The organism is Paractinoplanes hotanensis, from assembly GCF_023717965.1.
GTDB classification, from domain to species: domain Bacteria; phylum Actinomycetota; class Actinomycetes; order Mycobacteriales; family Micromonosporaceae; genus Actinoplanes; species Actinoplanes polyasparticus.
Map to the genome: position 1 here is coordinate 78,025 of NZ_JAMQOL010000016.1, position 24,001 is coordinate 102,025.

Annotated in this window: 22 protein-coding genes and 1 pseudogene; 11 read left to right on the top strand and 12 right to left on the bottom strand. The window is 71.0% G+C overall.

What is annotated here, in order from left to right:
* Nucleotides 1-22: 22 nt before the first annotated feature.
* Entirely contained in the window at nt 23-2,755 is a 2,733-nt protein-coding gene (locus LXN57_RS13745) for an ATP-binding protein (protein ID WP_251798470.1), read from the bottom strand.
* 50 nt (nt 2,756-2,805) lie between these two features.
* Here LXN57_RS13745 and LXN57_RS13750 point away from each other — a divergent pair, with 50 nt between their 5' ends.
* Nucleotides 2,806-3,183 carry a PCC domain-containing protein gene (locus LXN57_RS13750; RefSeq protein ID WP_251798471.1) on the top strand — a complete coding sequence of 126 codons (378 nt, stop codon included), beginning with the start codon at nt 2,806-2,808 and terminating at the stop codon, nt 3,181-3,183.
* A complete protein-coding gene (locus LXN57_RS13755; protein WP_251798472.1) occupies nt 3,180-4,196 on the top strand; it encodes an NACHT domain-containing protein in 1,017 nt (338 codons plus the stop codon). Before LXN57_RS13750 ends, LXN57_RS13755 begins: the two co-directional genes overlap by 4 nt.
* Before the next feature lie 102 nt (nt 4,197-4,298).
* On the opposite strand, the gene LXN57_RS13760 is transcribed toward LXN57_RS13755, so the two are convergent.
* The gene (locus tag LXN57_RS13760; RefSeq protein ID WP_251798473.1) at nt 4,299-4,853 is read right to left on the bottom strand and encodes a Uma2 family endonuclease; all 555 of its coding nucleotides are present in this window, start codon (nt 4,851-4,853) and stop codon (nt 4,299-4,301) included.
* A 272-nt stretch (nt 4,854-5,125) separates the two neighbouring features.
* Here LXN57_RS13760 and LXN57_RS13765 point away from each other — a divergent pair, with 272 nt between their 5' ends.
* The 4 genes from LXN57_RS13765 (at nt 5,126) to LXN57_RS13780 (ending at nt 10,344) form a co-directional block, all read left to right on the top strand.
* Nucleotides 5,126-6,214, top strand: coding sequence for a methionine ABC transporter ATP-binding protein (locus LXN57_RS13765; RefSeq protein WP_251798474.1), 1,089 nt, complete (start codon nt 5,126-5,128; stop codon nt 6,212-6,214).
* Complete coding sequence (locus LXN57_RS13770) at nt 6,211-6,867, top strand: methionine ABC transporter permease (protein WP_251798475.1); 657 nt, start codon at nt 6,211-6,213, stop codon at nt 6,865-6,867. The genes LXN57_RS13765 and LXN57_RS13770 overlap by 4 nt, the downstream gene beginning before the upstream one ends.
* 66 nt (nt 6,868-6,933) lie before the next feature.
* Entirely contained in the window at nt 6,934-7,752 is an 819-nt protein-coding gene (locus LXN57_RS13775; protein WP_251798476.1) for a MetQ/NlpA family ABC transporter substrate-binding protein, read from the top strand.
* A gap of 78 nt (nt 7,753-7,830) precedes the next feature.
* Nucleotides 7,831-10,344: a M14 family zinc carboxypeptidase gene (locus LXN57_RS13780; RefSeq protein ID WP_251798477.1), complete on the top strand. Its 2,514-nt coding sequence runs from the start codon at nt 7,831-7,833 to the stop codon at nt 10,342-10,344.
* A gap of 57 nt (nt 10,345-10,401) precedes the next feature.
* Here the strand turns inward: LXN57_RS13780 and LXN57_RS13785 are convergent, their stop codons facing one another.
* Nucleotides 10,402-11,112, bottom strand: a complete 711-nt coding sequence (locus LXN57_RS13785; protein ID WP_251798478.1) for a SprT-like domain-containing protein — start codon at nt 11,110-11,112, stop codon at nt 10,402-10,404.
* A 29-nt stretch (nt 11,113-11,141) separates the two neighbouring features.
* Nucleotides 11,142-12,071, bottom strand: a complete 930-nt coding sequence (locus tag LXN57_RS13790; protein WP_251798479.1) for a M56 family metallopeptidase — start codon at nt 12,069-12,071, stop codon at nt 11,142-11,144.
* 83 nt (nt 12,072-12,154) lie between these two features.
* Between LXN57_RS13790 and LXN57_RS13795 the strand changes: the two genes are divergently transcribed.
* Nucleotides 12,155-13,558, top strand: a complete 1,404-nt coding sequence (locus LXN57_RS13795; protein ID WP_251798480.1) for an MFS transporter — start codon at nt 12,155-12,157, stop codon at nt 13,556-13,558.
* Nucleotides 13,559-13,580: 22 nt separating this feature from the next.
* Here the strand turns inward: LXN57_RS13795 and LXN57_RS13800 are convergent, their stop codons facing one another.
* Nucleotides 13,581-14,183, bottom strand: coding sequence for a TetR/AcrR family transcriptional regulator (locus LXN57_RS13800; protein ID WP_251798481.1), 603 nt, complete (start codon nt 14,181-14,183; stop codon nt 13,581-13,583).
* A gap of 72 nt (nt 14,184-14,255) precedes the next feature.
* Here LXN57_RS13800 and LXN57_RS13805 point away from each other — a divergent pair, with 72 nt between their 5' ends.
* Nucleotides 14,256-14,984: an SDR family oxidoreductase gene (locus LXN57_RS13805; protein WP_251798482.1), complete on the top strand. Its 729-nt coding sequence runs from the start codon at nt 14,256-14,258 to the stop codon at nt 14,982-14,984.
* Nucleotides 14,985-15,230: 246 nt separating this feature from the next.
* On the opposite strand, the gene LXN57_RS13810 is transcribed toward LXN57_RS13805, so the two are convergent.
* Complete coding sequence (locus LXN57_RS13810) at nt 15,231-16,490, bottom strand: SGNH/GDSL hydrolase family protein (RefSeq protein WP_251798483.1); 1,260 nt, start codon at nt 16,488-16,490, stop codon at nt 15,231-15,233.
* Nucleotides 16,491-16,607: 117 nt separating this feature from the next.
* Here LXN57_RS13810 and LXN57_RS13815 point away from each other — a divergent pair, with 117 nt between their 5' ends.
* Nucleotides 16,608-17,324: an alpha/beta fold hydrolase gene (locus LXN57_RS13815; RefSeq protein WP_251798484.1), complete on the top strand. Its 717-nt coding sequence runs from the start codon at nt 16,608-16,610 to the stop codon at nt 17,322-17,324.
* A gap of 122 nt (nt 17,325-17,446) precedes the next feature.
* Here LXN57_RS13815 and LXN57_RS13820 read toward each other — a convergent pair whose 3' ends face one another.
* Nucleotides 17,447-18,469 carry a methyltransferase gene (locus tag LXN57_RS13820; protein ID WP_251798546.1) on the bottom strand — a complete coding sequence of 341 codons (1,023 nt, stop codon included), beginning with the start codon at nt 18,467-18,469 and terminating at the stop codon, nt 17,447-17,449.
* Nucleotides 18,470-18,673: 204 nt separating this feature from the next.
* On the opposite strand from LXN57_RS13820, the gene LXN57_RS47885 reads away from it, so the two are divergent.
* Nucleotides 18,674-18,796, top strand: coding sequence for a hypothetical protein (locus LXN57_RS47885; protein ID WP_285904620.1), 123 nt, complete (start codon nt 18,674-18,676; stop codon nt 18,794-18,796).
* Nucleotides 18,797-19,122: 326 nt separating this feature from the next.
* A pseudogene (locus tag LXN57_RS13825) lies at nt 19,123-19,699 on the top strand (GrpB family protein).
* Nucleotides 19,700-19,824: 125 nt separating this feature from the next.
* Here the strand turns inward: LXN57_RS13825 and LXN57_RS13830 are convergent.
* The 5 genes from LXN57_RS13830 to LXN57_RS13850 all read right to left on the bottom strand — a co-directional run bounded on the left by LXN57_RS13830 (nt 19,825) and on the right by LXN57_RS13850 (nt 23,931).
* Nucleotides 19,825-20,562 (bottom strand): methyltransferase domain-containing protein, encoded by a 738-nt coding sequence (locus LXN57_RS13830; protein ID WP_251798485.1) that lies wholly within the window; start codon nt 20,560-20,562, stop codon nt 19,825-19,827.
* A 180-nt stretch (nt 20,563-20,742) separates the two neighbouring features.
* The gene (locus tag LXN57_RS13835; RefSeq protein WP_251798486.1) at nt 20,743-21,849 is read right to left on the bottom strand and encodes an NAD(P)-dependent alcohol dehydrogenase; all 1,107 of its coding nucleotides are present in this window, start codon (nt 21,847-21,849) and stop codon (nt 20,743-20,745) included.
* Complete coding sequence (locus LXN57_RS13840) at nt 21,846-22,073, bottom strand: helix-turn-helix transcriptional regulator (RefSeq protein ID WP_251798487.1); 228 nt, start codon at nt 22,071-22,073, stop codon at nt 21,846-21,848. The genes LXN57_RS13835 and LXN57_RS13840 overlap by 4 nt, the downstream gene beginning before the upstream one ends.
* Nucleotides 22,067-22,456, bottom strand: a complete 390-nt coding sequence (locus LXN57_RS13845; protein ID WP_251798488.1) for a hypothetical protein — start codon at nt 22,454-22,456, stop codon at nt 22,067-22,069. Before LXN57_RS13845 ends, LXN57_RS13840 begins: the two co-directional genes overlap by 7 nt.
* A 242-nt stretch (nt 22,457-22,698) precedes the next feature.
* The gene (locus LXN57_RS13850; protein WP_251798489.1) at nt 22,699-23,931 is read right to left on the bottom strand and encodes an endonuclease/exonuclease/phosphatase family protein; all 1,233 of its coding nucleotides are present in this window, start codon (nt 23,929-23,931) and stop codon (nt 22,699-22,701) included.
* Nucleotides 23,932-24,001 lie beyond the last annotated feature (70 nt).

Genomic DNA, 24,001 nt, shown 5'->3' on the forward strand with positions numbered 1-24,001 from the left:
TGCATTACCAGACAGTAAGGAGTCAAGTGCTGAGCTTCTGGCTGACCGCGGCGCCGGCCGGGTGCTGAAGGTCGTTGAAGAGGGCGAGCGCCCGGCGCCAGGAATCGGTGGCCTCGGTCGGGCAGCCCATCGCGCTCAGCGTGTTACCGATCCGGTCGAGGGTGGCGGCGTGCTCGTACACATCGGGCAGTTCCTCGTAGAGCGCGCGGGCCCGCTCGTACTGCTCGAGCGCCGCTTCGAACCGGCGCGCGCGGTGATGGATCAGGCCGAGGCTGTCGCTGGCGGCCGCGATGCCGCTCCGGTCGCCCAGCCGTTCGAACTGTTTCAGGGCGAGCGCGCAGCTCTCGAGGGCCGGCTCGTGACGGCCCAGCACGGCGTTCCACCAGCCGACCTCGTTGAGCGCGACCGCCACCGCCCGCGGCTCGGCCGAATCGCGCGCGGCGGCCAGGGCCCGCTCGGCGCTGGCCAGCGCTTCCGGCACCCGGTCGAGCAGGCCGAGCAACCAGGCCAGCAGCGTGCGCAGCCGATAGGCCCGAGCCGGGTCGGCGACCAGGGGGACGGCCCGCTCGGCCTGGCGCAGCGCCTCGTCGGCGCGTCCCTGCCAGCCCAGCGCGCGGGCGAGCTCGATCAGCGCGTCGGCCACGTCGCCGGTGTCGCCCATCCGTTGCGCGCCGGCCAGCGCGATCAGCTGCGCCTCGTGGTACTCGTGCCAGCGGCCCTGCCGGATCTGGTAGTTGGCCGACATGCGCGGCAGCTGCACCGCGTAGCGGGGGAGGCCGAGCCGCAGCGCGCGTTCGGCCACCGCGGCCAGGTTGAGCGCCTCGGCCCGCAGCCACGCCGTCGCCGCCGCATCGTCCGCCGGCGGGATCACGACGACCCCGGGCACGGGCGGCTCGTGATCGGCGACGTGCGAGTACGGCCCGAGGGTCCGGTCGGCCGCGGCCGCGGTGTGCAGGTAGTGGTCGAACAGGCGGATCGTGGCGGCCGGCTCGTCGTCGTCGACCTCCGCGGCGTACGCCCGCAGCAGCGCGTGAACCGTGAAGCGCCCCGGCGCGGGCGAGCTGACCAGGTGCGCCGCGGCCAGCTCGGCCAGCGGTGGATCGGGCTCGCCGATGAGGCTGGCCGCGGCGGCGACGGTGAAGTCGGGGCCGGGATGGCGGGACAGCAGCCGGAACAGGCGCGCCGCCCGGGCGGGCAGCCGGTGGTACGACCAGGCGAACGTGGCGCGCGGGTCGGTCGAGCCGTCGCCGGTGGCGATCACGTCGAGCCGCCGGCCCTGTTCGCGAAGCTGCGCCACGAGGCCGGCCAGGGGCAGGTCGGGGCGTTCGACGGCCTGCGCGGCCACGATGGCGAGAGCCAGCGGCAGCCCGGCGCAGAGCCGGATCAGCTCGGCCACCACGGCGGGCGGTTCGCCGTCCAGACGCCGCCGGCCGAGCCGGGCCGCCAGCAGGTCGCGGGCGGCTCCGTCGTCGAGCAGCTCCAGGGTGAGGGCGGCGCCGCCCGGGGCGACGGCCAGGCCGTTCAGGCGGGTGCGGCTGGTGACCACGGTCAGGCACGAGTCGGCGCCGGGCAGCAGGGCGCGCACCTGCTCGTCGTCGGCCGGGTTCTCGAGCACGATCAGCAGGCGGCGCCCGGCCGCGAGGCTGCGGAACAGCCCGGCCAGCTCGTCCTCGCCCGCGGGCAGCCGGTCGGGCGGCACCCCCAGCGCGCCCAGGAACCCGCGCAGCACCTCGGCCGGCTTGCGGCGGCGGGGCCGGCGGCGACGGCGTCCCAGCAGGTCGGCGTGCAGTTGCCCGTCCGGATAGCCGGCCACGACCGTGCGGGCCCAGTGAATGGCCAGCGTGCTTTTGCCGACCCCCGCGGTGCCGTAGACGAGAAGGACGGGCGGGCGCGGGCCGGTCGGGTCGGCCAGCTCGGACAGGCGGGCCATTTCCCGCGTACGCCCGGCGAAGTGAGCCGTCACGGCCGGCAGCTGATGCGGCACAGCGGTGTCGTGGCCGTCCCCGCCCGGCGTGCCGAGCAGCGGATCGCGGACCCGGATCCGGTCGGCCAGGGCGCGGGTGGCGGGAGCCGGGGCGAGGCGCTGGGCCAGTCGCTCGTACGCCTCGACGGCCGTGCCGTAGTCGCCGTCGAGGTAGGCGGCGTGCATTTCGAGGCGCACGGCCCGCTCGTCGTCCGGGTTCTCGGCGACCAGGCGTTCGGCGTCGGACCGGGCCGGCCCGACCAGCCCGCACCGCAGCCGGGCCTCGGTACGCCGGACGGCCGCCTCGCGTCGCTCCCGGTCCAGCTGGCGGCGGATCCCGGCTGCCCAGTCGCCGGGCACCCCCGCCAGCGCGCCCGCCGAGCCGTGCCACTCGTCGAGGCCGCGGTCGAGTTCGGCCAGCGCGGCCGCCCAGTCACCCCGGGCGATCAGCTGACGGGCGGCCTCGGTCGCCGACCGGAAGCGGTGCACGTCGACCCGCTCGGGCGGGACGTCGAGCCGGTAGACGCCGCCCTGCCCCTGGCGGGGCAGCGTGAAGCCGTACCGGCGGAGGGCGAGGCGAAGGTCGCCGATGTAGCCGCGCCGGGTCTCCGGGTTGCGCGCCTCGGCGCCCCAGAGCGCGTTGTCGAGAAACGTGCCGGTGACCGGCCGGGCCTGCGCCAGCAGCAGCGCGGCCAGGACGCAGTGCACCTTGGGCAGTTCGGCGTCGCGCCCCAGATGGATGCGGGTGTCGCCGTCGAACAGGCCGACCGGGCCGAGCAACCGGAAATCCATGTCCTCATGTTCCCCGCCGAATTCCCCGTTACCGCAGTCAATGTCTCGACATGGACATCGAGAGCGACGGCAGCCGGATCTTCGTGCGGGTCGACCAGGACGAGGATCTGGTGGCCACCGTGCGGCTCGCGGTCGAGCGGCTCGACCTGCCGGCGGTCGTGGTGGCCTCGGGCGCCGGGCTGGTGCGGTCGGCCGAACTGGGGTCCGCGGCGGGCGGCGGCAGACGCTCCTTCGCGGGCCCGCTCGACCTCAGTTCGCTCTCCGGAAGCGTGCTGCGCCGCCACGGCACGCAGGTGGCCCGGCTCCAGGCCGTCCTCAACGACGCCCGCAACCGTACGGTCGGCGGGCGGCTCCTCGCGGCGCGGTGCCACGGGGTGGTGGGCGTGCTGCTGGGCGCGGTCGATCTATCCATGGACGTCTCGCCGTGAGCGCGCCGTACCTCCCGCCGGCCCTGCGCCTGCTGCGCCGGGGCGAGCCCCTGGAACAGCAGCTGTGCTTCGCCGAGGCATTGTGGACGACTTCCGAGTACGCCCGGAAGGCCGCGAACCTCCTCGAGCTGCCAGGATCGTGGCGGGCCGTCGTCTACGGCGCGCCCGGCAGCGGCAAGTCGACGTTCGCCGCCCTGGCCGCGCAGGGCCTGGCCGAACGCGGAGCCCCGGTCGTGCCGCTGCTGTTCTCGATGAGCTCGCGCCGGCACCCTGCCGACCTGCCCGGCTTCCTGGGCCGCCGTCTCGCCCGCGCCTACCCCGACCTGCGGCGGACACCGGTGGCGGACCTGGTGGACGGCGGCGGGCACCTGTTCATCCTGGACGGGCTCGACGAGATGCCGGCCCGGATGCGGCGCTGGGCCCTGGAGGAGGTCTGCCATCTCTTCGGCCGCGAAGCCCCGGTCATGCTGCTGACCGGCGACGCCGCCCTCGACGACCCGCTGCGCCTCGAGGGCGCGCAGCACATCGGCATCGATCCGGCCGGTCCGGCCGCGGTCGCCGACTACCTGGACGCGCTGGGCCGGCTGGAGCTGCCGAACATCGCGGGCGCCGTCGCCGGTTTCGACCGCCTGGCCCAGGCCGTGCGCACCGACCCGTACGGCCCGCTGGGCGTGCTGCTGTGCCGCCCGCTCGACCTGGCCCTGGCCGTCCAGGCCCTGCGCCGCGGCCTGATGTGGCCCTCCGACCTGATCACCTGCCTGGCCCGTTCCGGCCTGCCGGGCGCCCGCAAGGTGCTGCTCGACCTCGAGATAGCGGGCGCCCTGAACGGCCGCTGGCCCCGCCACCGCACCGCCACCCTGGCCCGCCGCCTGCGCGTCACCGATGTCGGCCCGCGGCCCGGCCGTTTCCTGCGGGCCCTGCACGAGGCCGGCCTGCTCCGCCGCGAGGGCCGCCTCTACGACTTCCGCCACACCGAACTACGCGACCACGCCGCCGCCCTCGCCCTGGGATGAGCTCCTGGTCCGTCGTGCGGAGCCAGCCATCACTCAAATCTGTGAGGCAACGGCAGGAACGATGTCGAATTTCGAACGGCTCGGACGGGCTACCGAATCTCGTCAGCTGAGCTCGTGTTCCACGGGAGTGGTGTTGAGGACCCAGGCGAGCGGCATTGTGGCACGCGCGGTGTAGTGCCCATCGGCGAGCACGTGCATCGTCACGGTCTGTGCCGTGTCCTGGTCGACTACCCAGTACTGGGGGATGCCGGCAGCCGCGTACTCGCCGCGTTTGGTGACTGTGTCGATCCCCTCGGATCCAGGTGAGATGATCTCCACCACCAAGAGGACGTCGTCGACGGGGAGCCAGACGCCGTCGTTCTGCTCTTTGTTCCAAACCACCAGATCGGGGATGCGCCCCCCGACTCCGCCACTGCGCCCCGGGATGCGGATTCCGACGGCTTGGGCGATGCGTTCCGCGGGAATGCCTGCCGCCAGCAGCCATCCCATCAACCGGGTCGCGATGATCGCATGGACATACCCGGGCGGCGGCATGATCGAGAGAGCTCCCTCGGGACTGACCTCGTATCGATGATGCTCGTCCGCGGCCATCATCGCGGTGAGGTCATCGAGCGTCACCACCGGGGGCATGTACCTGCCGACAGCTTCCGCGCTCATGCAGGCATCGTAGCGGTTTTCGCGCTGCCGGCGCCGTGCGGCGCAACTGCCTGTGGACAACTCGGCGATGCGGTCAAGCTCACTGTGAGTATCCCTGCGCGACTCCGTTTTATCGGGGTAGACAGGAGGGTGGCCGGTCAGGGGCATTCGCCGTGATGGTCGTTACAGCGGTTGGCCTTCCGGCGGGGTGGCGCGCTAGCGTGTCGACGTCTCGAAGCCTATGGGATTTATAGGTTTTGCCGGGTCGTCAACCACGCATACCAGGGTGCTACGTGATCGAGATACAGGGGCTCCGGAAGACCTACCGGGCCAAGGGGCGGCGCGACCGGGCGGTCGTGGCCGTCGACGGGGTCGACCTCAGTGTGGCCGAGGGCGACGTGTTCGGCGTGCTCGGGCAGAGCGGCGCGGGCAAGAGCACGCTGCTGCGCTGCGTGAACATGCTGGAGCGGCCCGACGAGGGCACGGTCACCGTCGGCGGGGTCGAGCTGACCGCGCTCAAGCGGCGGCCGCTGCGGCTCGCGCGGCACGGGATCGGGATGATCCATCAGCATTTCGCGCTGCTCTCCTCGCGTACGGTGGCGGGGAATGTCGCTTTCGCGCTCGAGGTCACCGGTGTGCCGCGGAACGAGCGGCGCGAGCGGGTGGCCGAACTGCTGGAGCTGGTGGGGCTCGGCGGGCGCGCGGACGCGTACCCCGGTCAGCTCTCCGGCGGGCAGAAGCAGCGCGTCGGCATCGCCCGGGCGCTGGCCGCGCGGCCCAAGGTGCTGCTCTCCGACGAGGCCACCTCGGCGCTCGACCCGGAGACCACCGATTCGATCCTGCGCCTGCTGCTCGACCTCAACCAGCGCCTCAACCTGACGATCCTGCTGATCACCCACGAGATGACGGTCGTGAAGCGGATCTGCCGGTCGGCCGCCGTCATGCGCGAGGGGCGTTTCGTCGAATCCGGCGCGGTCACCGACCTGCTGCACCGGCCCGGCTCCGAGCTCGCCCGCGGGCTCTTCCCGCTGGATGCTCCCACCTCCCTGGCCGGTCAGGCCGTCGTCGACGTCACCGTCAGCGGCGCGGAGGCTGACGCTCCGCTGCTGGCCGAGGTCGCCCGGCGCTTCGAGATCGACGTACGGATCCTGGCCGGTTCGGTCGAACAGCTGGCCGCCACCCGCGCCGGTCGGTTCCGGCTCGCCCTGCCCGCCGGCGACGACGCGCCGGTGGCGTTCCTGCGTGAGCGCGGCGCCCAGGTCAGCCCGGCCGTGGCCGAGCCGGACGCGCGGCCCGTCGACCGGCCCGAGCCCGACGAGACCGTCGTCCCGACCACTCGGCCCGACATCCAGGGACCCGACATTCAGGGAGCAGCGTCGTGACCACCTCCGAACTGACCGAGCTGCTCGCGGTCGGTCTGCGGGAGACCGCCTGGATGGTGTTCGTCTCCACCGTGCTCACCGCGGTCGGTGGACTGCTGCTCGGCATCCTGCTCGTGCTCACCGCGCCCGGCGGCATGCTCTCCGCGCCCGCGGTGTCGTCCGTCCTCGGGTTCGTCGTGAACGTCGCCCGCTCGCTGCCGTTCATCATCCTGCTGGTGGCGGTCATCCCGTTCACCCGGGCCGTGGTCGGCACGACGATCGGCACCGACGCCGCGATCGTGCCGCTGACCATCGGCGCCATCCCGTTCTTCGCGCGCATCGTCGAGGCCGCCCTGCGCGAGGTGCCGCCCGACGTCGTCGCCGCGGCCACCGCGATGGGCGCCACCCGCCGCCAGATCGTCGGCAAGGTGCTGCTGCGCGAGGCCCGCCCCGGGCTCGTCGCCGGCCTGACCATCACCGTGATCGCGCTGGTCGGCTACTCGGCCATGGCCGGCGTGGTCGGCGGCGGCGGACTCGGCGACCTGGCCATCCGGTACGGCTACCAGCGCTTCGACACGCAGGTGATGGTGGCCACCGTCGTCGTCCTCATCGTCTTCGTGCAACTCGTCCAGATGGCGGGCGACCTCCTCGTCCGCCGCTTGTCCCACCGATAGAAGACCGCTTGTCCCACCGATAGAAGACCGCTTGTCCCACCGATAGAAGAAAGGTTGTTGAAGAGAATGCGCCGCACCCTCGCTGCCGTCCTCACCTCCGCGACGCTCCTGCTGGGGCTGGCCGCCTGCGGCTCTTCCTCCGACGAGGGCTCCTCGAGCGACGACACCCTCAAGGTCGGGGTCAGCCCGGTCCCGCACGGCGAGATCCTCCAGCACATCTCCGACAACCTCGCGTCGGCCGAGGGGCTGAAGCTCGACATCGTCGAGTTCAACGACTACATCCAGCCCAACGTGGCGCTGCAGGAGAAGCAGCTCGACGCCAACTACTTCCAGCACATCCCGTACCTGGAGGAGGAGGTCGCGTCGAAGGGCTACAAGTTCACCGCGCTCAAGCCGGTGCACATCGAGCCGCTCGGCGTCTACTCCAAGACCGTGAAGAACATCGCGGACGTGCCGGCCGGCGGCGTGGTGGGCATTCCGAACGACCCGTCGAACTCGGGCCGCGCGCTCAACCTGCTCGCCGCCAACGGCCTGCTGACCCTCAAGGACGGCGTGGGCGTCAAGGCCACCGAGAAGGACATCACCGCCAACCCGAAGAACCTGGAGTTCAAGGCGCTCGAGGCGGCCCAGCTACCGCGCAGCCTCGAGGACACGGCGATCTCGGTGATCAACGGCAACTACGCGATCGAGACCGGCCTCAAGCCGGCCACCGATTCGCTGGCGCTGGAGAAGGGCGAGGACAACCCGTACGCGAACCTGCTAGTCGTCCGCACGGGCGAGGAGACCGACGCGCGGGTCGTGAAGCTCGAGAAGCTGCTGCACTCGGCCGAGGTCAAGAAGTTCATCGACGACAAGTACCAGGGCTCGGTGCTCGCCGCCTTCTGATCTACCTGCTCGGCGGCGCCGCGATATGACCTGAACGGTATGAGCGGCGCCGCCTCGGCATGGGTGAGGCTGAGCACTGTGGACCTGGCTCGACTCTGCGCAGCGCTGCTCACCGCCGGACTGATCGTCGTTCCCTCGTCCGCGGCTTCCGCGGCTTCCGCGCCGGAACCTTCCTCGACCCGCGACTTCGGCAACGGACCTGAGCGCAACGAGGTCGCTGCCCTCGCGGAGCCGCCGATTTCTCTGCTGTCGGCATCCGCGACCACGAGGTGGAAGCCGTCGAGGCAGGGCTATCCGCGGCAGCACCGGCTGCCACTGCCGCCGGTGAACGCGGAGGACCGGTCGATCAAGCTGGGCCTCATCCCGTACCACGGAATCGCGCCCAAGCTGAATGCGCTGCAGGCGGCCTCGAAGCGGGTGTCGGCCGAAGTGGTCGGGCACTCGGCGCTGGGCCGCGACCTCTACCTGGCCACGGTGACCGCGCCCGAGACGGCCGCCGAAGCCGCCCGGCAGGACCGCTGGCGGGAGCTGATCGAGGACGACCCGCGCGCGGCGGCCCGGGACAAGAGGCTGGCGCGCGAGTACAAGACGCCGGTCTGGATCAACGGGAACATCCACGGAGACGAGTGGGAGGGCACCGACGGGGCGCTGCGCGTCATCGAGCGCCTCGCCACGGCCACCGACCCCGCCACGGCCGCGTTCCTCCGTCGTACGCGGCTGTATGTGACCGTCACCAACAACCCCGACGGGCGGATCGCGGGCACCCGCGCCAACGGCGCCGGCTTCGACATCAACCGGGACCACGCGACGAGCTCGCAGCCCGAGTCGCGGGCCGTGCGGGACGTGCTGCTCGCGACGCAGCCGCTGGTGATGCTGGACGAGCACGGCTACACCGGCACGACGCTGATCGAGCCGGCGACGCCGCCGCACGGGCAGAACTACGAGTACGACCTGTACATCAAGCACGCCCTGCCGAACGCGCTCGGCATGGAGGCGGCCGTCCAGCGGCTCGGCCACGCGGAGACCCGGAGCGTCGACATCCCGTTCCGCGACTACGCCCCGGGTGACTGGGACGACTGGCCGCCGATCTTCACCCCGATGTACGCGATGTATCACGGCGCGATCGGGCACACCGTCGAGATCCCGCTGCGCGTGAACCGCGGCGACTACACGTCGTTACCGGTCGCCGAACTGCAGCGACGCTCCGCCATCAACACCGAGGTGGTCGACGCGACGATCTCGGCCACCCTGTCGTACGCCGACACGAACCGTGCCTCGCTGCTGGCCGGCCAGATCGAGCAGTTCCGGCGGGGCTGGGCCGGCGCGCCGTCGCCGGTCATCCCCGACGGTTTCGTTCCCGGCTTCGGCCCCGAGGACCGCTATGCGACGACCTTCCCCCGCGCGTACGTCGTTCCGGCCGGCACTCCGGCCGCCGCCCGCCTCGTGGACCTGCTGGTCGACCACGACGTGCGGGTGAAGCGGGCGTTGCGCGGCTTCACCCTGAACGGCAAGCGGTACGCCGCCGGCACGTACCTGATCGACATGCACCAGCCCAAGCGCGGCCTGGCCAACGTCATGCTCGAGGCGGGCCGCGACATCTCGGACCTGGTGCCGCAGATGTACGACATCTCCGGCTGGAGCCACCGCCTGCTCTGGGGCGCCCCCGTCGACATCAGCCGCTTCGCCGCGCCCCGGGTCGCTTCCGTGCCGGTGTCGGCCGCCACCGGCACCGGCACGGTCACCGCCGCTCGGGGTCAGGATCTCGCCCTCACCCTGAGCGACGGCTCCGACGTGCGAGCCGTGAACGCCCTGCTCGACCGGAACATCAAGCTGACGCGGACCGGGGCGGCCACGGTCGTGGTTCCGGCCTCGGCGCGGCGCCAGGCCGAGGAGGTGGCCGACCTTTACGGCGTACGCTTCGAGACCGCCCGCCGTGCCCCGGCCGGCGCCCCCTTCACCAAGCCGGCCTTGGCCGCCGCGGTCGCCGCCGACGAGCTGTTCGTCCTGCGGGACCTGGGGTTCGACGTGCAGCCGGTCTCAACCGCCCTGCTCAACGGCGGCGCCCCGCTCGCCGGGGTCGACACGCTGATCGTCTCGTCGGGTCTCAGCTACACCCAGCTGAACGCCACCGGCAAGGCCACGGTCGACGCCTTCCTGGCCGCGGGCGGCGGCGTGGTGACCAGAGGCGCCACCGGAGCCGCCTTCAACACCGCAGCGGCCCTGCTGCCCGCCACCGCAGTCACCGGCCGCGGCGACGCGAACGGCGTCGTAGCCGTCGACAACCCGGGCCCGGTGGTCGGCGCCGGCTCCCTGCCGAACTCCTTCGTCTACTCGCCGCTCTGGTTCACCGGCACCGGCTTCACCGTCGAACAGCGCTACGCGGCCACGGACCCCCTGGTCGCCGGCCATTGGCAGCCGACGTCGCCCGGCGTCGCCGGCCCCGACCAGGCCGCGGGCCAGGCATCGGTGGTCTCCGGCACGACCGCCGCCGGCAGCCGGGCCGTCCTGTTCGGCACCGAACCCCTGTTCCGCGCCCACCCCAAGGGCCTGTACGCCCAGTTCGCCCGCGCCCTGTTCTGGACGTCGGCCTGACGCCTCAGGCGCCGAGCTGCTCGACAAGCGGACCGAAGACGTTCGGGTTGGCGCTGGTCAGGTCGGCCACGACGAATTGCGCTTCGGCTGAGCGTCCGTCGTCAGCGGTTGCACTGCCGTGAAGGGTGCGCTCAGCACACCCACTGCTGTCCGGACCTGATAGCGGCTGCGTCCCCGCTTCAGGACGGTGCCGGTGAGGCCGTGGTATTTGCCGGAGCCGGTCAGGCGGACCTGTTCGCCGACCCGGACCGGCGTTGCTGCCTGCGGCGCGGGTTGCCGCAGCAGGCGGGCCAGTTCGCTTTCGTAGCGAGGGTGCATCGGCGCCGGACGGCCGCTGCGGGTCCAGGTGTAGCGGGCGGCCAGGTCGAAGCCGGGGGAACAGTTCGGGCAGGAGCGGACCCGGATGGGTTGCCGGTGGGCCGTCACCCGGTGGCCGGCCGGGCAGCTTCCCTCCCAGGCCCCCTCAACCCTGGGCGCGTCCGCGGGTATGCACCGTGTCGGTGAACAGCCGAGGCGCTTCGCGGTAGCGCGCCACACCCGGTCGTGGCCGTGGCCCGGGCCGGTCAGCGCGTGCGCGATCTCGTGCAGGATCGTGTCGGTCACCTGCTCGACGGAGTGCAGGGCGGTCAGGACGCGGGAGAGGCCGATCTGCTTCCGGTCGTAGCGGCACACCCCGGCCCGGGTGCGGGCGTTGTCGAGGAGCAGGCGCCAGCCGGTGAGACCGTGCTTGTTCATCAGGTCGGTGGCGAGTTCCCTCGCTTCGGCCACGTCCACGTCCGTTGCTCCAGTTTCACGGTTCAGTGCAGCATGCCCGCTGCGTAGAGCAGTTGACCGAAGTCGGCCACACACTCGCCGGTCCAGATTACCGAGCCGGCGGCGACGGCGACCGGCACGGCGACCAGCGTCAGCAGGCGGGCGGCGTAGCGCGGCGCGAGCAGCGACGCCACCCGGCGGGGGACCACACCGGCGCCGCGCAGGTCGCGGCGGCCGGGAGCCATCGACAGGCCGAGCCGGGCCCCCGAGGCGCTCAGGGCGGCGGCGCCGATCGCTCGGGCCACCACGCGGCGGTCGCCGAGTTGTTCGGCCGCGCGCTCGTCGGCGGCCCGCTCGACCAGGAAGTCGATGCGCCTGGTCAGTCCCCAGAAGACCGGATGCACGGCCGCGGCCAGCCGCGCGAACAGCACCAGGGCGTGGTGCCGGGAGTCGAGGTGGGCCCGCTCGTGGGCCAGCAGAGCACCGTACTGCTGGTCGTCGAGGACGGACCGCATGCCGGTGGTCACCACGACCCGGCCGGGCGGGCCGGGCACGGCGAACGCTTCCACCCGCGCGTCGTCGATCATCGTGACCCGGTCGGCGTCGACGGGCAGGCCCCGGAACCCGCGGGTGACGTTCATCTCGCGGCGGTGCAGCCGCCAGACGCCGGCCAGGCCGGCGACGGCGGCCACGAGCAGCGACGCCGACAGGGGGGACACCCAGGGCTCGCGTTCGGTGTCGGCTCGTACGACCGCGTCCGAGTAACCCAGCCAGAGCCCGACCGCGTGCACCTCGGCCACGGCCTTGAGCGCGAAGGCGCCCAGGCTGACCAGGCAGGCGGCCGAGGCGGTGACGATCGAGAGGACCAGGACGGTGACCGCAGCCTCCGGGCGCAGCCGGTCGGCCAGCCACCGGACCGCCAGGGCCACCAGCACCGGACAAACCATGACGGAGACCACGAAGTGGTCGAACATGTCCCCTCCCTCACGCGGAGCACCCCAGTCTCACACCCCGCGCGGTGGACCTGAAGCGTGCTTGAAGTCATAGGGTCGACGCCATGGGGGTCATCCAAGGTCATGTGCGCGTCTTCTACCAACTGCTGGTCAACACCCTGCTCGTGTCGGTCACCAACTTCACGGTCTGGTTCGCGATCACGTTCTACACGTACATCGAGACCCGCTCGGTCTTCGCCACCGGCGTCATCTCGGGCATCTTCCTGGTCCTCACGGCGCTGACCGGCATCTGGTTCGGCAGCCTGGTCGACCACCGCCCCAAGAAGCTGATGATGCAGATCTCGGCCGGGGTGTCCCTGACGTTGTACGTGGTGGCGCTTGCCCTCTACCAGGTGACCCCGCGCGAGGAGTTCCGGGACCCGGCGAGCGTGACCCTCTGGATCCTGATCGTGCTGCTCATGGTCGGGGTCATCGCGGGCAACATCCGTACGATCGCCCTGCCCACGATGGTGACGGCGCTCATCGAGGAGGACACGCGGGACCGCGCGAACGGCCTGGTCGGCACCGCCTCCGGGGTGTCGTTCCTGGTCACCTCCGTGATCAGCGGCCTCCTGGTGGCGCTGGGCGGCATGTTCTGGGTGCTGGTGGTGGCCCTGGTCGTGCTCGGCCTGTCGATCGTGCACCTGGGTCTCGTACGGGTCCCGACCGGCCTGACCGAGCCCGCCGCAGCCCCCGCCCAGCCCGCGAGCGTCACCGCGGCTACCGGCGAGCCCGTCCCCGGCTCGAAGTCGGAGACTCCCGTCAGCAAGATCGACCTGCGCGGCACGATGCGGGTGATCGCCCAGGTGCCCGGCCTGACCGCGCTGATCATCTTCTCGGCCTTCAACAACCTGCTCGGCGGCATCTTCATGGCGCTGCTCGACGCGTACGGCCTGTCGATGATGTCGGTGCAGGGCTGGGGCCTGCTGTGGGGCGTCCTGAGCACAGGGTTCATCGTCGGCGGCCTGCTGATCGCGCGGACCGGCCTGGGCCGCAACCCGGTCCGACTGCTCCTGCTCATCAACGTCGTCTGCTGGACGGTGACCCTGCTCTTCCCCCTGCGCGACTCGGTCATCTGGCTGACCGTCGGCCTGTACGTGTACATGCTGGTGGTGCCGTACGCCGAAGCCGCCGAACAGACGATCCTGCAGAAGGTCGTTCCCTACGAGCGTCAGGGCCGCGTGTTCGGCTTCGCTCAGAGCGTCGAACAGGCGGCGTCTCCCTTGACGGCGTTCCTGATCGCCCCGGTCGCCCAGTTCGTCTTCATCCCGTACATGACCGACGGCGCCGGGGCCCGCCTGATCGGCGACTGGTTCGGCACCGGCCCCGCCCGCGGCCTGGCCCTGGTCTTCGTCCTCACCGGAATAGCCGGTCTGATCGCCACCGTCATCGCCCTGCGAAGCCGCCCCTACCGCCGCCTGAGCAAGCGCTATACACAGACCCCGGACACCGTTGCCGTCAGCGGCTGACACATGTGGCAGCCGCCTGGTCCTAGGCCTGAGCGATGCCGCGCAGCAGGTTGCGTAGCAGGGCATCGACGAAATGCAGCGTCAGGGGCTCGGCCGGCATCAGCAGCCGGTGGTAGCAGGCGCCCCAGAGCTGATCGATGATCACCTCGAGGTCGACGTCGGGGGCGATCTGGCCGGCCCGCTGGGCCCGGCGCAGGCGTTCCACGGCCAGGGTGCGGCGCGGGACGGTGTACTGCTCGGCCAGCACGGCGGCCAGGTCGGGGTCGTGCTGGGCGGCGCCGACCAGGGCGGCGATCACCGGACCGCCGCGGTCGGCGGTCAGCAGGCGTACGAAGGAATGCAGTTGACTTCGCAGGTCGCGCTCGATGTCGCCGGTGTCCTCGAAGGCCAGCCGGTGCTCGACGGCTGCCGAGTAAGCCTCGAAGGCCAGCGCGCCGGGGGAGGGCCACCACTTGTACAGGGTCATCTTGCTGACGCCGGCCCGCTGCGCGATCTTGTCGAAGGTCAGCCCGGCCAGGCCGCTCTCGAACAGCATCTCGCCGGCCGCGGCCAGGGCGGCGGCGCGGACGGCCTCGGCGGGACGACGGCCGCGGCCGCGCCGGAGCCCGTTCTGCAGGTCACTCACCCTTGCAGTATATGGACAAGGCGTCTACTTTTAAATGGACAGCTTGTCTACAAGATGTGAGGAATGGTCACTATGAGCAGGGTTGCGATCGTCACCGGCGGTTCGGGCGGCATCGGCCGGGCGGTGGCCGAGCGTCTCGCGGCCGACGGTCTGGCCGTGGTCGTGCACTACGCGGCCAACCAGGCGGCCGCCGAGGAGGTCGTCGCCAAGATCACGGCAGACGGCGGCCAGGCTTTCGCGTACGGCGGTGACGTGGCCGACGAGCAGGCCATGACCTCGATGTTCGACGCAACCGAGGAGCGCTTCGGCGGTGTCGACGTGGTCGTCAACCCGGCCGGCATCATGCTGCTGGCCCCGGTGACCGAGATGAAGCTCGACGACTTCGACCGCATGATGCGCACCAACATCCGCGGCACGTTCGTGGTCTCGCAGCTGGCCGCGCGCCGGCTGCGCAGCGGGGGCGCGCTCGTCAACGTCTCGACCTCGGTGGTCCGGTTGCAGCAGCCGACGTACGCGGCGTACGCGGCCACCAAGGGCGCCGTCGAGGCGATGACGCTGATCCTGGCCCGCGAGCTGCGTGGCCGCGACATCACCGTCAACGCCGTGGCGCCCGGGCCGACCGAGACGCCGCTCTTCCTCGACGGCAAGCCGCAGGAGCTGATCGACCGGGTGGCCGCGGCCAACCCGTTCGGGCGCCTCGGCACGCCGGACGACATCGCCCGCAGCGTCTCGTTCCTGGCCGGCCCGGACGGCCGCTGGATCAACGGCCAGACCCTGTACGCCAACGGAGGCGCCGCCTGACCCAGCCCGACCCGGCAGCCGGCTCCGGCTGCGATTCGGCTCGGGCGTGCCCGCGGTTGCCACCCTGTTCCGGCTGCGGCTGCGGCTGCCGCCCGGCTGTGGCTGCGGCCACCCTGTTCCGGCTGTGGCTGCGGCCACCCTGTTCCGGCTGTGGCTGCGGCTGCCGCCCGGCTGTGGCTGTGGCTGCCGCCCCGCTTGCGGCTGCGGCTCGGCTTGATTCGGCTCGGGGCGGGCTCGCGGCTCCGATCAGGCGAACAGCTTCAGATCCACGGCGGCGGCGAGCGCCTCCATTCCGGCGTCGTTCGGGTGGAGGTGGTCGCCGGTGTCGTAGCGGCTGTTGTAGCGGGTCGGGGCGTCCGGGTTGTGCGTGGCCGTGTCGAAGTCGATCACCGCGTCGCAGCCGCTGCCGTCGGCCTTGATGAAGTCGTTCACCGCGTCCCGCCCGGCCTCGCCCTCGGCGTTCCAGTAGCCCGCGCCCTCGTACGGCGTGAGCGTCGCGCAGAAGATCTTGATGCCCGCGTCGTGGCTGCGCTGGATCAGCTGCTGCATGGCGGCGATCAGCTCGTCGCCGCTGGGCGGGTTGTCGCCGCCGAGGTCGTTGATCGCGGCATCCGAGACGATGACCCACTTGACCCCGGTCTGACCGAGAACGTCCCGGTCGAAGCGGTCGACGGCGCTCTGCCCGGCGCCGTCCCCGAGGAGCATGTTGCCGCTGATCCCGGCGTTGAGCACGCCGACCGGCTGACCCGCCGTGACCAGCCGCCGGGCCAGCTGGTCGGGCCAGCGCCGGTTCTCGTTGAAGGTCGAGTCGAAGCCGTCGGTGATCGAGGCGCCGAGCGTGACGACCGCGCCCGCCGCGTCGGGGTTCTGCACGTCGACGCCGGCCAGGAACGCGTAGTTGTCGAACGTCTGGACGCCGCTCAGCGAGCCCTTGGTGCTCTGGTTGCCCGCGACGACGTAGTTGTTCCGGTTGGCGAACGTGTGCTGGGTGACCGAGCCGATGCGCTCGGGGACGTAGGCGCTCACCGCAACGTCGCCGCCGGCCGGCAGGGTGAACTGGACCGGGTCGCTGACCTTGGTCTGGCCGGCCTCGATGGTCACCGAGTCGCCGCCGTCGAAGGTCACGTGCGCGTTGGTGTTCGCGTCGACCGTGCTGGTGCGCAGGTGGTTGGCGAGGTAGACGGCGCTGACGGTCAGCGGGTCGCTGCCGAACTCGTTCGAGAGCCTGATGCGTACGGTGTCACCGCCGACACTCGTGCGGACCACCTGGCGCACGGTCTGCTGCTCGAAACCGCGCCCGCCGTTCTGGACGGCCACCGCCCAGGTGCCCGTCCACGGCGTCTCGCCCGGCGTCGCGGACTGGCTGGGCTGGGTGTTCGTGCCGGGTGTGGGGCTGGTGCCGGCTGTCTCTCGCGACGAGTCGCGCCGTACGAACACGACCGCTGCCACCACGAGGACCACGAGGGCTGCCGAGATCGCTAGCGTCGTCTTCCTGGTCCATTTCACCGCGACCACGGTACTGGGTGCGATCACCCCTTCCCGTTACCGGTGAGCTGGGAGATTCCTGACAGTACGGTGTACGCGTGACGCGGATCTCAGGCGCTTGTGCGGCATGCTGGCGGGGTGACCGATCTGCGTGTGCTGCGCGGCGGCGAGTCGTCGCCCACCTACCTGTTGCTGCACGGCCTCGGGGCGACCGCCGACGTCTGGCACGGCCTGACCGGGCTGCTCGGGGACGCGTCCTGGGAGGCTCCAGACCTGCCGGGGCACGGGGGATCGTCGTCGCTGCCGTCGTACTCGTTCGCGGGCGTCGCCGCTGCGGTGTCGAGCCTGATCGACCCGCGCGGGACGGTGATCGTAGGGCATTCCTTCGGCGGCGTGGTCGGACTGCACCTCGCCGGGCGCCCCGGGGTGCTCGCAGTGGCGGGGCTGGGCATCAAGTCGGCCTGGTCGGACGAGGAACTGGCCAAGGCGGCGGCGATGGCGCAGCGTCCGGCGCCTGCCTACGCGACCCGGGCCGAGGCGGCGCAGCGGCACCTTCGGGTGGCCGGGCTCGAGGGCCTGATGTTCGAGGCGCCCGACGCGGCGGTCGTCGAGACGGGCGACGGCTGGCGGCCGGCCTTCGACCAGCGGGCCTTCGGGATCGGCGATCCGCAGGTGGAGGCGCTGGTGGCGGCGTCGCCAGTGCCGGTCGTGCTCGCGCGGGGCGAACACGACCGGATGGTGCCGGCTTCGAGCGCGCCCGTGGCGCTGCCCGGACTGGGTCACAACGCCCACGTCGAAGATCCGGGCGCGTTGCTCGCCCTGCTCAGTACGCCGCCGCTCAGGCCGCCTGTCTGACGCCGATCACCGGGTCGCCGGGTGGCTGCTCAGCCGTGCGGCCGGTCGCCGGGTGGCTGCTCAGCCGTGCGGCCGGTCGCCGGGTGGCTGCTCAGCCGTGCGGCCGGTCGCCGCGTCGCTGCTCAGCCGTGCGGCTTGATGCCGATCACCGCGCCGTTCGCTCCGGGGGCGTCGAAATGCACGGTGTGGATGCCGGTGAAGCCGGCGGCGGCCAGCCACGCGGCGTACTCGGCGTCGGAGTAGTTGCGGCCGCCCTCGGTCTCGATCAGCATGTTCATGCCCATGAGGGCGGCTGCGGCGGGGCCCGTACGGTCGGCGTTGAGCAGCAACTCCGAGATCACGACGCGGCCGCCGGGCGGCAGGGCCTCGTACGCGTGGGAAAGAAGCCGCTGATTGGTCGGCTCGTCCCAGTCGTGCAGGATCATGCTGAAGAGCACGACGTCATGTCCGCCGGGCAGGCCGTCGCCGGTGAGGAAGTCGCCGGCCGTGGTGGCGATGCGGTCGCCGAGTCCCGCGTCGGCGACGTTGCCGGCGGCGATCTCGCAGACGTGGGGCAGGTCGAAAACGGTGGCGCTGAGGCCGGGCAGCGAACGGCACAGTTCGATCGCGTACGCCCCCGAGCCGCCGCCCACGTCGAGCAGCCGGGTGCTGCCGCTGAGGTCGACGTGCCGGCCGAGTGACTTGGCGGTGAAGATCGACGTCGAGTACATCGCGCCCCAGAAGCTCTGCAGCATCTGCGGGTCGGCCGTGTCGAACATGGACTCCTGCGTGGCCGGATCCCAGGTGAGCGGCCGATCGGTGCGGAGGGCCTCGCCGACCCGGTGCCAGGGCAGATAGGTGCGCTCGTCGCAGTAGGTGACCTGTCCGCCGAAGTAGTACGGCTTGCCCTTGACCAGGAACTCCTCGGCCAATTCGGTGTTGCGGTAGCCGTCGCCGTGCCGCTCCAGCAGCCCGAGCGACGCGCACGCCGTGAGCAGCAGATCGGCCGGCCTGTCCGGCAGCCCCAGCTCCCCTTCGGCCGCGGCGACCGTGATCGTCCGCCCGCCGGACAGCTTGGTGAAGAGCTCGAGCTCCACCGCCGCGGCGAACGTCTTGAAACTCCAGAACCCGGTGACCAGCCCCATTAGAGGCGTCGGTGTCGGCATGCTCATGGATCGATGATCATACCTGCAACTTCTGCAAGGCCCGTTGAGTCGAACTGCCGCCATGCGCGTCCGGAGTGTGCCGTGAGTGGCCGCCGGCTCGAATCCTGCGGACGCTGCAGGAGTCCGGCGAACCGCTGAGCATCGGCGAGATCGCCCGCCGCGTGAGCGTGCTTCGAGCCCGAGGCCGGCCACGGCGAGATCTCGTTGCGCAACTGCCCGTTCCTCGACGTGGTCGAACCGCACAACCGGGTCACCTGCGGGCTGCATCTCGGCTTCATGCAGGGCGCGGTCGAGCGGGCCGGGGCCGTGCTCGAGGTCCCGAGCTGATCCCGTTCGCCTCACCGTACCGGTGCCAGGTGACCTACCGGCCTTCTTCGGGCTGGCGCTTTTCCTCGTACGGCCCGGTCTGGCAGATGGTCGCGTCGTCCAGGTCGGCCGCGCCACCGCCCTTTGGCCGCCGTTCGGGCTCCTTCGCGATGTTGCTGCGCGTCAGTGCCGGCGCGAGTGGACGTTCACGTCCTGAGCGCTCATTGTCAGCGGTGGTCAGGGAGAGTGTCCGATCCGCCGAGCAATTGATCGATGATCTTAATCGGTTCCCGGCGTCCTCCGGGCGTGGTTAGTCTGGCCGACTTCCCTATTTCCGGAGGTACGCCATGCCCGACTACCCGCCCGAGGTCAGGAACCGTTTCGTCGGCGACAGCAAGCCCGGTCTCGTGAGCGAGACGCCCAAGCGCTGGTTGTCGCCGGTGGACATCGAGGACTACGACCCGGCCTGGGTCGACCGGTATGCCGAGGTCCGCGACGGGATCGAGTTGGCTCTGGGCTCCCGGGTGCTGGCGATCGAACATGTCGGGTCGACGTCGGTGCCCGGCCTGCCCGCCAAGCCGGTCATCGACGTGGACCTGCTGGTGCACGACTCGGCCGCCGAGGCCCTCTACGTGCCCGCGCTGGAACCACTCGGCTACCGGCTACTGCTACGAGAGCCCTGGTGGCACGGCCACCGCATGCTGATCGGCGGCGACGAAGACATCCCACCTGCACGTGTGGCCACACGACGCCGCCGAGCCGATCCGTCACCGCCTCTTCCGCGACTGGCTACGCGCCCATCCCGGAGACCGGGACCTTTACGCCGACACCAAGCGCCGCCTGGCCGAAGAGCAGTCCCCGGACTACACGATGGCCAAGAGCGACGTCATCGATCAGATCTTCGCCCGCATCTTCGCCGCTTGATCCAGATCCCGCCCACCCAACGCTGCCGTCTTCCCTCAACCGTTGAGGAAAGACGGCAGCGTGCCGCATTGTCCGCGGCCTGGTCGAGGACGGCCTTACGACCGGCTTGCTGCTGGCATTGGCGGTCAGGCCTCGGCTACGACCAGGTACAAGGTGAAGCCGGCGATGAGCGGACCGGTCTCGAGCCTCTTCAGCCAAGCCTGCGCTGCCGCCGGAGCGATGTCGCCGTTGTCCACAGCCCGGACCGAGTTTCGTTCCAGGCCGAGGATGTGGCTGGCTGTGGAGAAGTCGCGGAACAGGATGGGGACGGGCTCGACCGTCCGGATGTGGAAACCCGCGCCGGTGCACAGACGCGCGAGTTCGCGGCCGATGGTCGGATTGCGCACGCGGCGACCGTTGAAGCGGGCGAAGGCGCGGCTGGTTTCCACGTCCTCGTCGGCGACGGCGAGGGTGTCCCAGTCGGGTTCTGCCATGGCGAACAGGCCGCCCGGGCGCAGCGCTCGCCGGGCTTGCGCAACCGCTGCCTGTGGATCGTCAACATGTTGAATGACGCGGTCGACCTTGATGCAGTCAACACTGTTGTCGGCCAGCGGCAGCGCGTGCAGATCCCCTTGACGGATGTCAGCGCCCGGGTGCCTTCGCCGCGCCTCGTCGACCATCCCGGGATCCCGGTCGACGCCGATCACCCGTCCGTCGTCACCTACCGCCTCCACCAGCGCCCCGAGGTCCGTACCGGGCCCGCAGCCGATATCCACAGCGGTCTGCCCAGGCCTGATTCCCAGTAACTCGAGCAGCCGCCGCTTGTACGACATCCCCACGTCGGTGGCCGCTGCGACATCCATGTACGCGATCTGGTCGGTCATCCACAGACCTCATCAGCTTTCCGGCGTCGTTTGGTGTCGATTCTGTGGAGGAACCGCGAAGCCTTCGACTCCGGCAGCGCCTGCATCCCGGTTGGCGACAACGCCGCGCCTGTCGAGCCTCGGTGTTGCCGTGGCATCGCGGCCGTGCGCGCGGTGCCGATGCTGATCCCGGCATGCCGCCTACAGCGTCAAGGCCACCTTTCCGGCTATCTGACCCGTGGCCAGGCTGTGCATGGCGCTGCTCGCCTCTTCCAGGGGATAGGTGCGTTGCAACGGTGATCGGATCGAGGTCAGCGCGGCCAGGTCGTCGCGCTTGGCGATCACGATGGGGGCGCGCAACGTCTGCTTCACGAACGGAGAGATGGACAACGCCTTCACGTTCCGCTCCAGCCCGCCGAAGAACCGGCCACCCTGCTCACCGCCCGCGATGCTCAGGACGCCACGCGGCTTGAGCAGGCCGCGCAGCTGCGACAGGGCCCGGTTTCCGGCGATGTCCACGATGAGGTCGTAGGAGCCCGTCAACGGTTCCCGCGTGTAGTCGATGACGCGGTCGGCGCCGAAGCCGCGGACGGCCTCGACCTTGCCCGTGCTGCACACCGCGGTCACCACGTCGCCGTTCGCCTTGGCCAGCAGAACCGCGAACGACCCCACCCCACCGCCGGCGCCGATCACCAGAACCTCGCGCCCGGAACCGGCCGACGCTGTTCCGCCGACTGCCCGAGAGTCGATTCCCCGGTCTTCAGCTCCGGACGAGGACGAGTCGTGATCGTTGGCGCCGGGCGGGGTCGAGCCGGGCTGCTGGGGCGCGGAAAACGCCGAACCGAGGCCATCAACTGTGGATGACGGTGAGCCGGGAGCGGGGGCTGTGGGTAACAACAGCATGTGCAGGGCGGTTGCGCCTGACGTGGGGATCACGGCGGCCTGGGGGAACGTCAGGTGGGGTGGTTTGTGCAGCAGGCGGTGGGGCCTGGCCCGGGCGTACTCGGCCCAGCTGCTCGACCCCTCGCCGAAGACCTCGTCGCCCGGCTCGAAGTCGGTGACCTCGGCGCCTACGGCTTCCACTACTCCGGCCAGGTCGAGGCCGGGGATGCGGTTGCGAGGGCGGCGCAGGCCGAAGCCGAGGCGGGCGATGTGCGGCAGGCCGGTCATCGCGTGCCAGGCGCCGCGGTCTACGCCGGCGGCGTGGACGCGTACCAGAACCTCGTTGGGTTTGATCGTGGGTTTCGGCACGTCGGCCAGGTGCAGGACGTCGGCGTCGCCGTAGATGTCGCGGACTATGGCTCTCATGATGGCTCCTCCGCCGGGTATTGAAAGACGTCGTCCAGGCCGACTCCGAAGACCCGCGCGATGCGGAACGCCGTCTCCAGCGACGGCGAGTAACGGCCCTGCTCGATGGCGATCACGGTCTGACGGGTGACGCCGATGCGCTCGGCCAGGTCGGCCTGTGTCATCTCACCCGCGGCGAAGCGCAATGCCCGGATCTCATTGGTGATGCTGGTCGGCTTCACCATGGGTGGAAGCCCCGGCGGTAGGCGAAGATCTTGGCGGTGGAGCCGAGGATCGCGGAGAGTACGAACGCCAGATAGATGACGTTGGCGATCCAGAAGTAGCGGGCCTCGAACAGTGCCAGCAGCATCGCCGCCACCGCGCCCGCAACCACCAGCGACTGGCCGATGTGGTCGCCGAAACGTCCGATCTCCCGGTCGCGCTGGTCGGATTCATGCCCGCGCCCGAACGAGATGTCGACCGCGATGTTCGCGGCGATGGCCCCACCGACCGTCCACAGCAGCGCCGGCACGTAGGCCGCCCCGCTCAGCAGCACGAAAAGGTAGACCACGTAGGCGATCAGGCTGGTCACGGCCAGGCTCCAGGCCCGCCGCTCCTCACTAGTCATGCTTTCAAGGTAAAGAAAGACCGACACGTGGTCAAAGTTTCTTTACATGATTCTCAGCCGCGCCTCAGCTTCACGAGTGGCACGACACGGCACGGCGAAGCTGAGGGTGCGAGGTGAGTGGGCGCGGCCGATTGGTTGCGGGGCCCGCGCAAGCCCGGCCGCCCCACCCCGCCGCCGGTCGAGACCTGGCCGGCGGTCAGGCCCGGCCGCCGGTCAGGGTCGGCGGCCGGGTGTGGTGTTGGTCAGCGCTTGAGGTCGAGCCAGACGAGGCGGTGGTCGGAAGTGGGGAAGCCGTTCACCGGGGACCACACCGGGTCGAAGACGCCGCTCAGGCGGGACAGCGGGTCTGCCTGTACGGGCCAGAAGACGCCGGAGGCGGTCACCTTCAGGCCGGCTCGGGGCAGGACGTAGTCGGCTCGGAGGTTGCCGGGGGCGGTGTCGGCGAAGTCGGCCGTGTCGTAGCTCGGGTTGCCCGCGTGCGTGGCGTTCGCTCCGCCCTGCAGGGTGGCCGCCTCGGCCGCGCCGGGGCTCGACGGGGTGGTGCGGGCGTTGATCAAGGGGTGGGTCAGCAGCTGGTTGATGGCGTCGTCGTAGGAGTCGCCGTCGTTCGGGTCGGCGTTCTGGTCGCCGGCGATCACGAACGGCTGGCCGGGGCGCAGGCCGCCGCGGTGTCCCCTGTCGTCGTAGATGTAGGCCGAGCGCTTGCCGGGGGTCACGTAGTCGGCCCAGAAGCGGATCTCGTCGTGGTTGCGGCGGCCGTTGCGGTCCTCGGGGCCGTCGAACGTCGGGGGAGTGGGGTGCGAGACCAGGAAGTGCAGCGTGCGGCCGCCGACCCGGATCGGGACGTCCCAGTGGCTCTTCGACGACAGGCGCAGCACGGCCTGTGCGGCCGGCGTGTAGAAGTCGGCCGGCAGCAGGTTGCCGGGCATGTCCTTCCACTTGAAGAGCCGGAACGTTCGGACAGCCTGGCTGTCGATCGGGTACTTCGAGTACACGACCATGCCGTACTGGCCGGGGAAGAGGCCGAAGCCGTACGAGTCGTCGCCGTACGCCTGGTCGCCCGGCGTCGTGTCGGCCACGCCGTTGTTGTTCAGGTCGAGCCCGGAGGACACGCCCGTGTTCGACGGCGCCACATACCGGTACGGGTAGCGCTGCGCCCGGGCCCCGTTCTGCGACACCGCCAGGAAGTTGCGCTCGAACAGCCGCGCCGCCTCGGGGTCGTAGTCGAACTCGTTGAGCAGCACCACATCGGGGCGCGCCCGCTGAATCACCTCGGCGACGTTGCGTGCCTGCCGCCGGTAGACGTCGTCCACAGTGGGGTTGGCCAGATGCTCGCGCAGCAGCCCGGCGGACGGCCGGTTGAGCGAAAGGTTGTACGTCGCCACCCGTAGCGAGCGCCCATGTGCGGAAACCGGAGCGGCGTGACCCAGCACCATGGCCGAGGCCAGCGCCGCACCAAGAAGAAGTCGCTTCATGTTCCCCGTGTCTACCGGACCGGCCGATGACACGCCACGCCGTCACGGCCTCCGACGTGGATAGTTCATC

Bases quoted from the DNA above. Each gene is read 5' to 3' on its own strand.
- LXN57_RS13745 (WP_251798470.1), bottom strand. From the start codon at position 2,755: ATGGATTTCCGGTTGCTCGGCCCGGTCGGCCTGTTCGACGGCGACACC.
- LXN57_RS13750 (WP_251798471.1), top strand. From the start codon at position 2,806: ATGGACATCGAGAGCGACGGCAGCCGGATCTTCGTGCGGGTCGACCAG.
- LXN57_RS13760 (WP_251798473.1), bottom strand. From the start codon at position 4,853: ATGAGCGCGGAAGCTGTCGGCAGGTACATGCCCCCGGTGGTGACGCTC.
- LXN57_RS13775 (WP_251798476.1), top strand. From the start codon at position 6,934: ATGCGCCGCACCCTCGCTGCCGTCCTCACCTCCGCGACGCTCCTGCTG.
- LXN57_RS13790 (WP_251798479.1), bottom strand. From the start codon at position 12,071: ATGTTCGACCACTTCGTGGTCTCCGTCATGGTTTGTCCGGTGCTGGTG.
- LXN57_RS13795 (WP_251798480.1), top strand. From the start codon at position 12,155: ATGGGGGTCATCCAAGGTCATGTGCGCGTCTTCTACCAACTGCTGGTC.
- LXN57_RS13805 (WP_251798482.1), top strand. From the start codon at position 14,256: ATGAGCAGGGTTGCGATCGTCACCGGCGGTTCGGGCGGCATCGGCCGG.
- LXN57_RS13820 (WP_251798546.1), bottom strand. From the start codon at position 18,469: ATGCCGACACCGACGCCTCTAATGGGGCTGGTCACCGGGTTCTGGAGT.
- LXN57_RS13830 (WP_251798485.1), bottom strand. From the start codon at position 20,562: ATGACCGACCAGATCGCGTACATGGATGTCGCAGCGGCCACCGACGTG.
- LXN57_RS13835 (WP_251798486.1), bottom strand. From the start codon at position 21,849: ATGAGAGCCATAGTCCGCGACATCTACGGCGACGCCGACGTCCTGCAC.
- LXN57_RS13840 (WP_251798487.1), bottom strand. From the start codon at position 22,073: ATGGTGAAGCCGACCAGCATCACCAATGAGATCCGGGCATTGCGCTTC.
- LXN57_RS13845 (WP_251798488.1), bottom strand. From the start codon at position 22,456: ATGACTAGTGAGGAGCGGCGGGCCTGGAGCCTGGCCGTGACCAGCCTG.
- LXN57_RS13850 (WP_251798489.1), bottom strand. From the start codon at position 23,931: ATGAAGCGACTTCTTCTTGGTGCGGCGCTGGCCTCGGCCATGGTGCTG.